Source organism: Candidatus Pantoea symbiotica, from assembly GCF_056491525.1.
Map to the genome: position 1 here is coordinate 3,457,065 of NZ_JBSZHR010000002.1, position 14,451 is coordinate 3,471,515.

Below are 14,451 nucleotides of genomic sequence, written 5' to 3' on the forward strand. Positions count from 1 at the left end.
TCCTTTATTACAGTTTTAACTTTGTCCAATTGTGATAACCACACCAGCTGAAGTGACCTGATGATATTAATATGAAAAGATTGAGATAATAATTTCATCTCAGCATTATAATTTCCCACACGCTTTCGCCAGAAAATAGATTATTCACGTCGTTTAACTGGCTTTCAATTCTCAGCGCAATAGATTTTTATGTTGTCCACTCACGTTAAACTGCGAAAATTCTGACTTAACTCCACAATAAGACCACATAAGAATTGTCTTGAAAGGACAAGACATAGTTAACACTTTGAATAAAATGAACAATTAATAAAATCGAGTTTTTGAATGCTCAAGCATTTTCTTTAACGACAGGTTGTTTTTTTGAGAATGGTCGCAAAATATTGACACTATTGAAATAGGGGGAGAGAAGTATATAAATATCTCTATACTCCAATGTCCTCACTGTAATTAATATCATTACTTTTCTCGAGATGTTGCCGTGTTCAATTCGCTCGCAAGTTTTCGCCGGACAGTGCTATTGCTGGTCGCTTTATTTTCCTGTGCATCATCTGCAACGGAAAAAACACTGCAGCTTCTGGCTCGATATGATACTGCGCAACCCGCATTGCAATTAGCCGAACCCATTCCTTCGGAATTTCGCAACAAAGTGATCAAAGTCGCAGTAGCGGGTCAGCCGCAGCCTCCTTTATTTATGGATACCGACACACGACGTTTTGAAGGGCTGAGTGCCGATTATCTCTCCCTGATACAAAGCATGCTCGATACCACCATCGAGCTCTATTACTATCCTGATCACAGCGCCGCGCAGAAAGCCGTGCTCAGTGGCGAGATGCAGATGCTGGCGATCAATGTTGTGTTACCCACTTCATCGCCACAACAGTTGATCTCAAGTGCACCCTGGATGTTGGATTACAGCGTGGTTGGCTTTAAAGCAGAACACGCAATCAGCCTGAGTCCTTCACAGGGCCAACGTATCGCCTGGTCCGGAGCACCGCAACGACGCGAATATCTGGAAAGTAACTATCATGGCGACCAACTGGTGCGCTTTCCTGGCTATTATGATGCAGTTGCGTCCGTGGTTTTTAATCAGACTGGGCAGGTTTGGGGAAATGCCGCAACGCTAAATCATCTCAACCGATATCTGTTTGCTAATGCGCTTAAAATAGCGCCAGACGCACACAGCATTCCAATGAACGTTAGCTTTGGCATTAGTCCACACTTTCCCTTGCTGGCAAAAGCGGTTGATAAGGCATTGCAGCAAATTCCGCTGTCTATTCGCATGCAGATAGCCAAACGCTGGCAGCTTGATGTTCACCATGTTTTGCAACGTAATCCACTCGCATTAACCCTGGAAGAGGAGCAGTGGCTGAAGGATCACTCACGTATAAGCACCTTATTACCGACCAAATTAGCCCCGTTAAGTAGCCGTACAGCGAAAATGCCCTTCCTCGGCATGAGTGTTGATGTGCTGGAACTGATCGCCAATCTGACCGGGCTGAATTTCAGTAATCATGCGTTGGGAGCAGCATCACCTTCCAGCGATAAATATAATTCTCCTCGCCTGTTTCCCATGGATATCCTGGATCGGGAAGACGAGGCGCATCCTCAGTTAACAACCCGACCATGGCTGGTGTCGCATTGGGTGATCATCCGCAATCAGAAACCCCGCAATATCGTCGGACGCGATTCCTTCCCCTTTGGCTCAGTACTAATGCTGAGCAATCAAACGATGAAAGAGTGGATGTTGCAGCATTATCCCCACCTTAGTTTAGCTAACAGTGATGATCCAATTGATGCCCTGCGCCAGTTGCAAGAGCACAAGATTGATGCCGTAGTGCTGCCAAAAATTTTTGCAGATTATCTGCTACGTAATCATTTTGGCGATGCGTTACATGTTGAGAGTACGCTGGGTGCCGATCCAGCACGTTTCGTTATGCGTGTTGAGCCCGGTAATGAAATGTTGGTCAGCATTCTCAATAAAGCCTTATTAGCGATCCCTCCAGAAACACTGTTCAAACTGCTGGCGCAGTGGCGGCAGGCAGAAACCCCTTTTATTAGCGCTTCATGGCAGAACTATAAACAGGCGATACTGATGATTGTTTCAGTTTCGTCCGGGCTGATTGTGCTTATTTTGTTGTGGAACCGTCATTTGCGTAAGGTCATTCAACAGCGCATTCAGGCCGAAAATGCGTTAAAGAATCAACTCAATTTCACCCATACTCTATTTAATGAATCGCCGGTCGCGATGTATATTCGCGACAAAAATACCCGGTTGGTTGACTGTAACAAAGCCTATTTGCGCTATATGAATTTCCAGCGTGAAGAGGTGATTGGCAAACGGCTATCCGATGTATTTACGGGCAATAATGCCAGCATCCAAAGTATTGAAGAGGGTTATCAGCAAACCTTGCGTGATGGCGAAGCCGTGATGCGCGATATCCATATGGTATTTGATCAACAACCTCTCCAGCTCTACAACTGGACATTACCTTTTCGCGATCGTCTCGGCGATGTAGCAGGCGTAATTGGTGGCTGGCTGGATGTGACCGAACGTAATGCGCTGTTGCAGGAGTTGCAGCTGGCAAAAGATGCGGCGGATAAAGCGAATCGTTCCAAAAGCGAATTCCTCGCCAGTATGAGCCATGAGATCCGCACCCCGTTGCATGCCATTATTGGCTTGCTAGAGCTGGAAACACGTTCGCAGTCCACGGATTCACTTTCAGAGAATATTCGTGTTGCCTACAGTTCAGCACACGCATTGTTATCATTAATTGGTGATGTACTCGATCTTTCAAAGATCGAATCCGGTATGTATCAACCCACGCCGGAAACTGTCTATTTGCCGGATGTCATTGAGCAAGCTGTCGCACTGTTCCGCAACAAAGCCGAAAGCAAAGGGATTGATCTACGTGTCGAAATGGATATCGCCGCCTATTGGGTGAAAACCGATCCGCTGATGATCAACCAGATTCTCTCTAATCTTTTAAGCAATGCTATTAAATTTACGGAAGAAGGCACAGTTACCGTGGTGCTGATGCAAGGTATCGCGCAGGAAGAGGAAGGCAGCGAATTTGTCATTGAAGTGAGCGATAACGGTTGTGGTATGACGGAAGATCAACAACATGCCATTTTTGAACCCTTTGTCCAGGTCGGCGAACGCCATCAACAGCAGCTGGGCACCGGATTAGGATTAAGTATTTGCCGTAATCTTGCGCACTTGCTGGATGGCGAGCTGATTGTAGAAAGTGCACCGGGCGAAGGAGCGGTCTTCTCTTTTTATTTCCGTGCACCGCAAGGAGAACCACGCGATCAGACCCAACCGCATCTGTCGCATCCTGTGTTCTCTGACAAACTCTCAGTGTTAGTTATTGACGATCATGCTCCCAATCGCTTGCTACTCGGTAAGCAACTTGAGTTATCAGGCCATCAGGTGGTGGTCAGCGAAAGTGCTGCCGAAGCGCTGGCGCTGTGGCAGCAAGCGCCACTGCGTTTTGATTTAATCATCACCGATTGCAATATGCCGACAATGAACGGCTTTCAGTTTGCTGAGGCGCTCCGCCAATATGAGCAACTGCATCATTTACCGCCGATTATGTTGTACGGCCTAACGGCCTCGGCCGAACAACACATCATGCAACGCTGTTTGCAGGCTGGCATGAATGACTGCCTGTTTAAGCCCCTGAATCTGGATCGTTTACTGGCGCAGATTGAGCATTGCACCCGACGTGGCACGACGAACTCAAAGCCATCGCCTGCCGCTGAAGAATTCATTCAGGATGATGATGGTGCAGAAAGCGCTATTGCCGATCTCCCTCCACTGTTAACCCAGTTGGCTGAACGTGATGTTGAAAGTTGCCTGGCGTTGATTGCCAGCATCCGCACCAGCCACGAAACATTGCTGGCAGAATTACAGCAAACTCAGGAAGCCAGTGCGCTGTCACAACTCGGCCACAAACTAAAAGGAGGTGCCGCGATTTTGAATGCGCATGCTCTGGTGAAATTAGGTCGTCAATTAGAGGTGCACCGCGAGGAGGCATATGATGCGCAAACATTAATAGCGAAAATTACAGTGGAAATAGATCGTGTAAATCAAACGCTATTAGAATTTTCAGAACTTCGCCTGAAAAATCATCACTTTTCCTAGAATCATAATCTTATCGAGACATTTCTCGGTTCGCCCTATTAATCCGCCGGACATAATGACCGTCAACGTCATCATTATGGTGGCGTTAAAGGGAGAGATATGTTTAATGCAAAAATCCTCATCGTTGATGAGCATCGTTTGGTTGCCGCCGGCGTGCAGGCTTTATTATTAATGAATGGTTTTAATTGTGTCACTACTGCGCACACAATTAACGATGGAATTGATGATATCATTCATCATCACATCGACATACTAATATTAGATCCTGACTTTAAAGAAAAAAATGGCATCGCATTTTTACGAGACATCGTTAAATCAAAAACCTGGATGAAAGTCATTCTAATAAGCCAGGGTGGAAATAATCACTTATCTATACAATCACTTAGCCAGGGCGCTAACGGGTTCGTGTCAACCTACGATCCCATTCAAACCCTGATCGCCGCGATTGGTTGCGTCTCTAACAACGTGAATTATCTGCCTGGTGACATTCTGGATAAGCGTCAGCGTTATGCGAATGAGCAAGACATGCTTTCTCGCCTGACGGATCGTGAAAATTTGATTTTACGGCAACTCGCACAAGGAAAATCAAATAAAACCATCGCTTGCGAGCTGGGATTAAATAATAAAACCATTAGTACTTATAAAACAAAAATATTCCAAAAACTTGAGTCAAAAAACCTGGTCGATATCATCGAACTCGCACGTCGTAATGGAGCGTGCTAAAAGAAAAATCAAGACTAGTCTTGCGGATAAACAGTGTAGTGACATGGCATGATGTGCCTTGTCCTTACCCCGGACAGTTTTTAAAAAGATTGAGTTTTAAAGGAATTAATAACCACAGAGCTAATTTATTAGCCCCTTCTTCATGCTATTACAGGGCGAGTAGGTTTCTTCCCGTGCCTGGCGAAAGAAGTCCGATACTTTCGTCTGCGACTTACCGCCCTGCTTTTTTTTGATGCTTCTCACAGGCTGAACGCCGCACATTTCCTTCCCTGCAAAATCCCGCTAGAGTTCACTCATCCGACCACTTTCTGAGTATGTGATCATGTCTGAACATTATGCCCACCTGTTTGCCCCGTTGGATTTGGGCTTTACCCAACTTAAAAACCGTTTTCTGATGGGCTCGATGCATACCGGATTGGAAGAACACGCCGATGGCGCGGAGCGTCTCGCCGCCTTCTACGCTGAGCGCGCGCGTGAAGGCGTGGCGCTGATTGTCACCGGCGGTATTGCGCCCAATCCGCAAGGCGTGGTGGCACAAGGCGGAGCGATCCTAAACCAGGGGAGTCAGTGCAACTGGCACCGCGTCATCACTGATGCGGTGCATGCAGAAGGCGGGAAAATCGCGCTGCAGATTCTGCATGCTGGCCGCTACAGCTATCAACGCGATCTGGTTGCCCCTTCGGCGTTGCAGGCACCGATCAATCCTTTTACGCCGCAAGCGCTCAGCGATGCGGATATCCATCAAACCATTCAGGACTTCGCGCACTGCGCCAAACTGGCGCAACAGGCCGGCTATGACGGCGTGGAGATCATGGGTTCGGAAGGTTATCTGATTAATCAGTTTCTGGTAGCACATACCAATCAGCGTGAGGATGACTGGGGCGGCGATGTGGCGCGACGTCAGCGCTTTGCGTTAGCCGTGACGCAAGCGGTGCGCGATGCCGTTGGCAGCGACTTCATCATTATCTTCCGCCTGTCGATGCTCGATCTGGTGAATAACGGCAGTTCGCTCGAGGAAACGCTGTCGCTGGCGCAAGCGCTGGAGCAGTGTGGCGTTACGCTGTTTAACAGCGGCATTGGCTGGCATGAAGCGCGTATTCCCACCATCGCCACCTGCGTACCGCGCGCCGGTTTTGCCTGGGTCACGCAGCATCTGCGCGAGCGCGTGTCGGTGCCGGTCATTGCCACTAACCGCATCAACCATCCCGATGTTGCTGAACAGCTTCTGCGTGACGGTATCGCCGATATGGTATCGATGGCGCGCCCTTTCCTCGCCGATGCGGCTTTCGTTCGTAAAGCAGAAACCGGCCAGCCCGATGCCATCAACACCTGCATTGCCTGTAATCAGGCCTGCCTCGATCAAATCTTTGTCGGCAAAGTCACCTCTTGCCTGGTGAATCCACGCGCCTGCCATGAAACGCTGATGCCGGTGATCGCCACCGAACAGCCGAAGAAGTTAGCAGTGGTAGGCGCAGGGCCCGCAGGCATGGCGTTCGCGCTGCAGGCGGCGGAGCGCGGCCATCAGGTCACGCTGTACGAAGCCGACGCACAAATTGGCGGGCAGTTTAATATCGCCCGGCAGATTCCCGGCAAGGCCGAATTCAGTGAAACGCTGCGCTATTTCCGTCATCAGCTTGCTGCCGCAGGCGTAACCGTTAAGACGGATCACCGCGTAGACGCAGACGAACTGGAAGCTGCTGACGAAGTGATTATCGCCACCGGTATCTTGCCGCGCCAGCTGGCGATTCCCGGCATCGATCATCCCAGCGTGCTGAGCTATCTCGACGTCATACGCGATAAAAAACCGGTGGGAAAACGCGTGGCGATTATCGGCGCGGGCGGCATTGGTTTTGATACCGCTGAGTTTCTGCTGCATCAATCCAGCCATGACGATTTTTACCAAAGCTGGGGCATCGACCGAAGCCTGCAGGCGCGTGGCGGTTTGATTGCGCCACAGCCACAGCCCGCCGATCGGCAAATCTGGCTGCTGCAACGTAAATCCGGCAAGCCGGGCGCAGGCTTAGCGAAAACCACTGGCTGGATCCACCGCGCCAGCTTGCAGGCGCACGGCGTGCAGATGTGGGGCGACGTCGAGTATTTGCAGATTGATGATGCCGGATTACATCTGCGTCATCAGGGCGAAGCGATAACGCTGGCGGTAGATAACGTGGTGATTTGTGCCGGACAGGAACCGCTGCGCCTGCTGGCGGAGCAGCTCAGTGCGCGAGGTAAATCCGTTCGGGTGATTGGCGGTGCAGATGTGGCGCAGGAGCTGGATGCTCGCCGCGCCATAGCTCAGGCGACCGAACTGGCGCTAAGTATCTAATTAACGCAGTTTGACCGAACGCAGTACCACGAACTTGGCGTTGGACGCCACCAGCTCGCAGTTACCAAACAGCTTTTTCATTTTGACGTGATAGCCGAGGTGGCGGTTGCCGACGATGCGCAACTCGCCGCCATACTGCAGGCAGCGTTTGGCATCACGCAGCATTTGCCACGCCAGATGATCGGTCACCGCGTGTTGCTGATGGAATGGCGGGTTGCACAGTACCGCGTGCAGGCGATCGGACGGGAAGCCACTCAGCACGTTGTTAACGCGGAACTGACAGCGCGCCATATCCTGCGGACGGTTCACTTCTACATTCAGTTTGCTTGATGCCACCGCCATGTAGGATTCGTCATAAAACAGCACGTCCGCGTTCGGATTCTGCTCCAGCGCCAGCAAGCCAATCACGCCATTGCCGCAACCGAGATCAAGAATCTCACCTTCAATGTCAAAAGGCAGATGCTGCATAAAGAAGCGTGCGCCCACATCCAGCGACGCGCGGGAAAACACGTTGGCATGGTTGTGGATTTGGTATTCAGAATCATCCAGCGGCCAAACGGTGGTCGCAGGCTGATCCGCTAATTGAGGCGCCGTGTAGCGGCTATAAATCAGACGCGCTTTTTTCCACGCCAGCGAGGTTTTGCTCTCGCCGAGGATGCGCTCGAACAGTTGCAGCGTGGAGTTGTGAATATCTTTGGCTTTCGCCGCCGCCAGAATCAATGTGTCTGGCGTGATCACTTCGCGCAATGCACGCAGTTGATGCTCCAGCAGCGCCAGCGCTTTGGGGATTTTGATCATCACCACCGCCGGCGCGGCGGGCAGTGGCGCCAGGCTATCGATAAAGTGCACCTGATCTTCATCCATCTCATTGAGACGCAGGTTCTGTTTTGCCGCCTGTTCGCTCAGCAGCGAATCGCTGACGTGCCACACAGGTCGAGCGCCCAGCCCGCAGGTCAGCGCGCCAAAGCTATCGTTGAACACCAATACCGGTCCCTCAGGCAGTTCTTGCTGCAACAGGTATTCATCGGCGGAATCCCACGCCTGTAGCGGGCTTTCCTCACGCATAGGCGGGAAGCGGTGCAGCGTCAGCGTGCGATTGGTCAGTTCAAGTTGGCTCATGGAATCTCCGGCGTGGTACACTTTGCGCGATTTTCGCCCTAAAAAGGGGGCGCAGTATACTGTCTTTCGCCGGGAATCCCAATGTCATTAATCTATCTGCACGGTTACCCTGAAAACATCCTCGAGCAGGTTCAGACGCTGATCGAACATGAGCGTTTAGGTTCATTTCTCCAGCAACGCTATCCCGATACGCACAATATCGTCAGCGATCGTGCGCTCTATGATTACACCCAGGCGCTGAAAAACCGCTATATGCGCAGCGCGCCGCCGGTGAGCAAAGTGATTTGGGACAATAAGATCAAAGTGATGAAGCACGCGCTGGGGCTGCATACGGCGATTTCGCGCGTGCAAGGCGGCAATCTCAAAGCCAAAGCGGAGATTCGCATCTCCACTTTCTTCCGCCTCGCACCGGAAGCGTTTTTGCGCATGATCGTGGTGCACGAGCTGGCGCACCTTAAAGAGAAAGAGCACGACAAAGCCTTTTACCAACTCTGCTGCCACATGGAACCGGATTATCATCAGTTGGAGTTTGACGCTCGCTTGTGGATGACCGACCAGGCGATGCGCGGCAACGCGGCTTAAAGAAACTCCTGCGCTTTTTGAATCAAACTGGTTTTGGTCAGTGCGCCCATAAAACGGCGCTCCTGCGGGTTATTCAGCACCGGCAGCCGCTCAAGCGTGACGCGGGCAAAGGCTTCCCAACCTTCACGCATACTTTGATTCTGATAAATGCAGGGAAAGTTATTATCCATCACGCTGCTGACTGGCGAATGCAGCGTGATCTCCTGCGACAGCACCTTGCGTGAGATATCGTGAATCGACACCACACCAAGAAATTGCCCTTCGCTATTAATTACATACACATAACGTTCACGCTTGAGTGAGCTCACCGCCAACGCCTGCCCCACCGACTCTTCCGGCTGCAGCGCTGCGCCGGGAATGATCAGCTGGTCAACGCGCATGTTATCGAAATCATACTTGGCTTCGGAACGACTGAAGTGACTGCTCACCACCGGATAAGTGCTGGACGATTGCAAGCGATAGACCACCATCGACGCCAGCACCGACGCGATCATGATCGGGAACAGCAGGCTACTATTCAGCGTCATCTCTAACACCATCAGCATCGCCATTAACGGTGCCTGACTTACCGCCGCCAGCACCGCCGCCATGCCGATTGCCGCATACAGCAAGGTATTGCCGACCGGTAAATGCAGCATCACGCCCATCTGCGCCAGCGCCACGCCGAGCAGTGCGCCGATCAATAATGAAGGGGTAAACAACCCGCCCACCGCGTTGGAGCCAACCGACAGCGTGGTCGCCAGCGTTTTTAACAGCAGCAATCCCAGCAAACCCATCAGCAGATATTGGCCATCAATGATTTTGACGATCACTTCGTACCCGTTACCGAGAATATCGGTGGAGATCAGCGCCAGAAAACCCACCGCTAATCCACCCGCGCCCAGCCGCAACGGCAGCGAACGCACCCGGCCAAACAGCGCCTTGCTGCGCGCAATGAGTTTTATTAGCAGCCAACCGGCGATGCCAGCGACAAAACCAATCAGCAACGTCATTAGCAAGCTGCTGATATCCATCTGAAACAGCGCTTCGGATAACGGATAAAGCGCGCTGCGGAAACCCAGCGACCACATGGTCATTACCGCCACCGCCGACGAGATAATAAGCGGAATCAAGCGCTGCAGCGCCGAAATGCCAAACGCGATTTCCGCCACAAATATCGCCGACGCCAGCGGCGCGTGATACACCGACGAAAGTCCGGCTGCGGCGGCCATCGCCACGATATCGCTGTTGCGAAGATTGAGCGATTTGGGCAGCCAGCGCCCGATTAAACTGCCGCTCAGCGCCGATAGCTGCACCATCGGCCCCTCTTTACCAATCGACGCGCCGCTGCCGATACTGGCAATCGACGACAGCGCACGGAACAGCGAGGTTTTGGTCGGCACTGCATCAAGCCGCGCGTTGATCACTTCCAGATAATCGGTCTGCACCGTTTCCTGTTTCTCAATCGCCACCGCATAGCGCAGGAAAAAACCGGCGATAACGCCGCCCGCGCCCACCAGCAGCGGCCAAAAGATCCACGGCCAGACATGCATCGCTACGGTGATTTCGTTATCGCTGTTGAACAGCAGGCGGTTAATGACATCGATCACGCCGCGAAAAGCCAGCGTCACCAGCGAGGCCACGCATCCAACGGGGATGGCGATCAGTAATGTGGTCCAGTTCAGAGCATGTTTACTTCCACTCACCCGCGCGTCCCCGCTAAGTCGGTTAAAAAGTTGTGCGGCATCATCATATTGGAATGCGGATCTCAGGATCAAATTTCGCCTGCCTGGCGCTCAGATGAACATGTTACTCTGCCGTTTTACTTTAGCAGGAGAGCAGCACGTGATTCGTTTCGCCATCGTGGGAACCAACTGGATTACCCGCCAGTTTATCGACGCCGCGCATGAAACCGGCAAGATGAAGCTGAGCGGCGTCTATTCGCGTAATCAGCAGCAGGCCGACGCTTTTGTGGTGGATTATCCCTGCAAACTGACCTTCACCTCACTGGATGAACTTGCCGCCAGCAGTGAGATTGATGCGGTGTATATCGCCAGTCCGAATGCGCTGCACAGTGAGCAGGCGATACTGTTTATGTCGCACGGCAAGCATGTGATTTGCGAGAAGCCGATGGCGTCTAACCTGCGTGAAGCCGAGGCGATGATTGCCTGCGCACGCCAGCATCAGGTGGTGCTGTTCGAAGCCTTTAAAACCGCCAGCCTGCCGACGTTCCTGCAACTGCAAAAAACGCTGCCACAACTGGGTAAACTGCGCAAAGCCCTGATCAACTATTGCCAGTACTCCTCGCGTTATCAACGCTATCTGGATGGCGAGAACCCGAATACCTTTAATCCTCGCTGGTCGAACGGCTCAATCATGGATATCGGCTTTTACTGCCTCGCCGCCGCCGTCACCTTGTGGGGTGCGCCGCAGCAGGTCAAAGCGCAAGCTTCCCTGCTGGAAAGTGGCGTTGATGCGCATGGCGTGGTGGTGCTGGGCTACGGCGATTTTGATGTCACGCTGCTGCACTCAAAAGTCAGCGATTCACTGATCCCGAGTGAGATTCAGGGCGAAGCGGGATCGCTGATAATTGAAAAGATCTCCGAATGCCAGCAACTGCGCTTTATCCCGCGCGGCGGCGAGAGCCAAAACCTGACGCAGCCGCAGCACATCAACACCATGCTGTATGAAGCTGAAACCTTCGCCAAATTGGTAGAAGCCGGTGAAGTTGAGCATGCGGGGTTAGAAACCTCGCGCATTACGGCGCAACTGCTCACGGAAATCCGCCGCCAGACCGGCGTGGTATTCCCGGCAGATCAGGCTTAAGTGTAAATATTGCAAAACATTTCTGGAGCCCTCTTGAAAGCGATTATCGAACTCCGTATGTTGAGCGCTGCAAAGGGGAGTAACTTGTAAGCTGATTGATCGTCATTACGATGCGCCACGCAATATGCGAAACGCATCCGGTCGTCAGGCAACCCGGAATCCATTCTGAGTTGTAAGTGAGACCTTGCCGGAAGGCGAGGTTTGCTTGCAGCACGATCAAAGCGGCTGACGTCTTCTGACTTCAGCCGCTTTTTTTATTTCTGGAAAAGGATACGACTATGCACTCAGTTGGCACACCGTTACTTTGGGGCAGCTTCGCTGTCGTGGTGCTCATCATGCTGGCGATCGACCTGCTGTTACAGGGCCGACGCGGCGCACAAACCATGTCATTCAAACAAGCAGCGGTTTGGTCGCTGATTTGGGTCTCCGTTTCACTGCTGTTCAGCGCTGCCTTCTGGTGGTATCTCGACGGCACCGCCGGGCGCGAAGTCGCCACCGCGCAAACCCTCGCCTTCCTTACCGGCTACGTTTTAGAGAAAGCGCTGGCGGTTGATAACGTCTTTGTCTGGCTGATGCTGTTTAGCTACTTCGCTGTCCCGGCCAACTTGCAGCGCCGCGTGCTGATTTATGGCGTATTGGGTGCGATTGTGCTGCGTACCATCATGATCTTCGCTGGCAGCTATTTGGTTACCCAGTTCAGCTGGATTCTTTACGTATTCGGCGCCTTCCTGCTGTTTACCGGCCTGAAAATGGCGCTGGCGAAAGAGGAAGATGACAGCACGGTTGGCGACAAGCCGGTGGTGCGCTGGCTGCGAAAGCATCTGCGCATGACCGATAGCCTCGACGGTGAGAAGTTCTTCACCCGCAAAAACGGCGTGCTGTTTGCTACGCCGCTGCTGCTGGTGCTGATCATGGTTGAATTGAGCGATGTGATTTTCGCCGTGGACAGCATTCCCGCCATCTTCGCGGTGACCACCGATCCGTTCATTGTGCTGACTTCAAACCTGTTCGCGATTCTCGGCCTGCGCGCCATGTACTTCCTGCTGGCTAACGTGGCGGAGCGCTTCTCGATGCTGAAATATGGCCTGGCGATTGTGCTGGTATTTATCGGTATCAAGATGCTGATCGTCGAGTTCTATCACATTCCCGTCGGCATCTCGCTGACGGTGGTGGGCGTGATTCTCGGCGGTACGCTGCTGATCAACGCCTGGGTGAACCACAGAAACGACCAGAAGAAGATCTCACCATAATCTTCTGCAGGGGCGCTAATCGCCCCTGCTTTGTTTCGCCAGTGGCAACCTTCGCCTTTTATATATCTGTCACACTTCCCATCATCAGCAGATCAAAAAACCGATCTGCCACGCATGCACAGAATTATCTCTTTCCTCATAAGCTCTTTTCCTTATACTCCGCCGGGCAAACCGTTGTGCGTGGTGGAACCGCGCACAATACTCATGACCGCGAATATAAAAAGACTGTGATATGCAAAACAACTTTATTGGACGTCTGGGCGCGCTGTTCGCAGGAAGCTTGGTAAAACAAATCATGATCGGCCTGGTGGCGGGCGTGGCGCTGGCGTGGTTCTCACGTGATGCCGCACTGGCCGTTGGCTTGCTGGGCGAGCTGTTCGTGCGTGCGCTGAAAGCCGTCGCGCCGCTGCTGGTTCTGGTGCTGGTGATCTCCTCGATCGCTAACCATCAGCAGGGACAGAAAACCAATATCCGCCCGATAATCATGCTGTATCTGCTCAGCACGTTCTTTGCTGCGGTTGTGGCAGTGATCTTCAGCCATCTGTTCCCTCAGACGCTGTCGATGAACGTGGGTGCTACGCAAATTACGCCGCCGTCGGGCATTGCCGAAGTGCTGCACGGTTTGCTGATGAGCATGGTATCGAATCCGATTGAAGCACTGATGAACGCCAACTACATCGGCATTCTGGTGTGGGCGCTGGGATTGGGCCTGGCGTTTCGTCATGCCAGCCCAAGCAGCAAAGCGTTTCTTAATGATGCGTCAAATGCCGCAACCTGGGTGGTGCGCTGCGTGATTCGTTGTGCGCCGCTGGGGATTTTTGGCCTGGTAGCTTCCATCCTTGCCTCAACCGGTTTTGATGCGCTGTGGGAATACGCCAATCTGCTCACGCTGCTGCTCGGCTGCATGCTGATTATGGCGCTGGTGATTAACCCGATGCTGGTGTTCCAGAAGATCCGCCGCAACCCTTATCCGCTGGTATTTACCTGCATGCGCGAAAGTGGCGTCACCGCATTCTTCACCCGCAGTTCAGCGGCCAATATCCCGGTGAATATGGCATTGGCGAAGCGCCTCAATCTGGATGAGGACACTTATTCCGTGTCGATCCCGCTGGGTGCCACCATCAGCATGGCCGGTGCTTCGATTACCATCACCGTGTTGACGCTGGCTGCAGTGCATACGCTGGGTATTTCGGTGGATGTTCCAACCGCCATTCTGTTAAGTCTGGTGGCGTCGCTGTGTGCCTGTGGCGCATCCGGCGTGGCGGGCGGTTCGCTGCTGCTGATCCCGGTAGCCTGCAATATGTTTGGTATTCCGAATGATTTGGCGATGCAGGTAGTGGCGGTGGGCTTCATTATTGGCGTGCTGCAGGATTCCGCCGAGACCGCGCTGAACTCCTCGACGGATATTCTGTTTACCGCCGCCGTATGCCAGGCCGAAGCCGAGCGCGAACCGCGTCGTACGGTTTCAGAATCGGAATAAAGTGCGGTTGTTGAATGGGTCG

9 protein-coding genes are annotated in these 14,451 nt (G+C 52.5%); 7 read left to right on the forward strand and 2 right to left on the reverse strand.

From position 1 onward, the window contains the following. Positions 1 to 478: 478 nt before the first annotated feature. The 3 genes from ACXIZX_RS16625 to ACXIZX_RS16635 all read left to right on the forward strand — a co-directional run bounded on the left by ACXIZX_RS16625 (position 479) and on the right by ACXIZX_RS16635 (position 7,193). Positions 479 to 4,144: an ATP-binding protein gene (locus tag ACXIZX_RS16625; RefSeq protein ID WP_479404600.1), complete on the forward strand. Its 3,666-nt coding sequence runs from the start codon at positions 479 to 481 to the stop codon at positions 4,142 to 4,144. A gap of 99 nt (positions 4,145 to 4,243) precedes the next feature. Then, on the forward strand, positions 4,244 to 4,867 hold the full coding sequence (locus ACXIZX_RS16630) for a response regulator transcription factor (RefSeq protein WP_008103476.1): 624 nt from the start codon (positions 4,244 to 4,246) through the stop codon (positions 4,865 to 4,867). 322 nt (positions 4,868 to 5,189) lie between these two features. Further along, positions 5,190 to 7,193 carry a 2,4-dienoyl-CoA reductase FMN-binding domain-containing protein gene (locus tag ACXIZX_RS16635; RefSeq protein ID WP_479404601.1) on the forward strand — a complete coding sequence of 668 codons (2,004 nt, stop codon included), beginning with the start codon at positions 5,190 to 5,192 and terminating at the stop codon, positions 7,191 to 7,193. On the opposite strand, the gene rlmG is transcribed toward ACXIZX_RS16635, so the two are convergent. After that, positions 7,194 to 8,312 carry a 23S rRNA (guanine(1835)-N(2))-methyltransferase RlmG gene (rlmG, locus tag ACXIZX_RS16640; protein WP_008103480.1) on the reverse strand — a complete coding sequence of 373 codons (1,119 nt, stop codon included), beginning with the start codon at positions 8,310 to 8,312 and terminating at the stop codon, positions 7,194 to 7,196. An 81-nt stretch (positions 8,313 to 8,393) separates the two neighbouring features. On the opposite strand from rlmG, the gene ACXIZX_RS16645 reads away from it, so the two are divergent. Beyond that, positions 8,394 to 8,894 carry a M48 metallopeptidase family protein gene (locus ACXIZX_RS16645; RefSeq protein ID WP_479404602.1) on the forward strand — a complete coding sequence of 167 codons (501 nt, stop codon included), beginning with the start codon at positions 8,394 to 8,396 and terminating at the stop codon, positions 8,892 to 8,894. Here ACXIZX_RS16645 and ACXIZX_RS16650 read toward each other — a convergent pair. Continuing rightward, the gene (locus ACXIZX_RS16650; RefSeq protein WP_061720386.1) at positions 8,891 to 10,579 is read right to left on the reverse strand and encodes a chloride channel protein; all 1,689 of its coding nucleotides are present in this window, start codon (positions 10,577 to 10,579) and stop codon (positions 8,891 to 8,893) included. The two genes, ACXIZX_RS16645 and ACXIZX_RS16650, sit on opposite strands and share 4 nt — an antisense overlap. Before the next feature lie 139 nt (positions 10,580 to 10,718). Here ACXIZX_RS16650 and ACXIZX_RS16655 point away from each other — a divergent pair, with 139 nt between their 5' ends. The 3 genes from ACXIZX_RS16655 to sstT all read left to right on the forward strand — a co-directional run bounded on the left by ACXIZX_RS16655 (position 10,719) and on the right by sstT (position 14,429). Then, positions 10,719 to 11,699 (forward strand): Gfo/Idh/MocA family protein, encoded by a 981-nt coding sequence (locus ACXIZX_RS16655; RefSeq protein WP_479404890.1) that lies wholly within the window; start codon positions 10,719 to 10,721, stop codon positions 11,697 to 11,699. Positions 11,700 to 11,977: 278 nt separating this feature from the next. Continuing rightward, a complete protein-coding gene (locus ACXIZX_RS16660) occupies positions 11,978 to 12,949 on the forward strand; it encodes a TerC family protein (protein ID WP_008103489.1) in 972 nt (323 codons plus the stop codon). A 232-nt stretch (positions 12,950 to 13,181) separates the two neighbouring features. After that, complete coding sequence (gene sstT, locus ACXIZX_RS16665) at positions 13,182 to 14,429, forward strand: serine/threonine transporter SstT (protein WP_008103491.1); 1,248 nt, start codon at positions 13,182 to 13,184, stop codon at positions 14,427 to 14,429. The last annotated feature ends 22 nt before the right edge of the window (positions 14,430 to 14,451 follow it).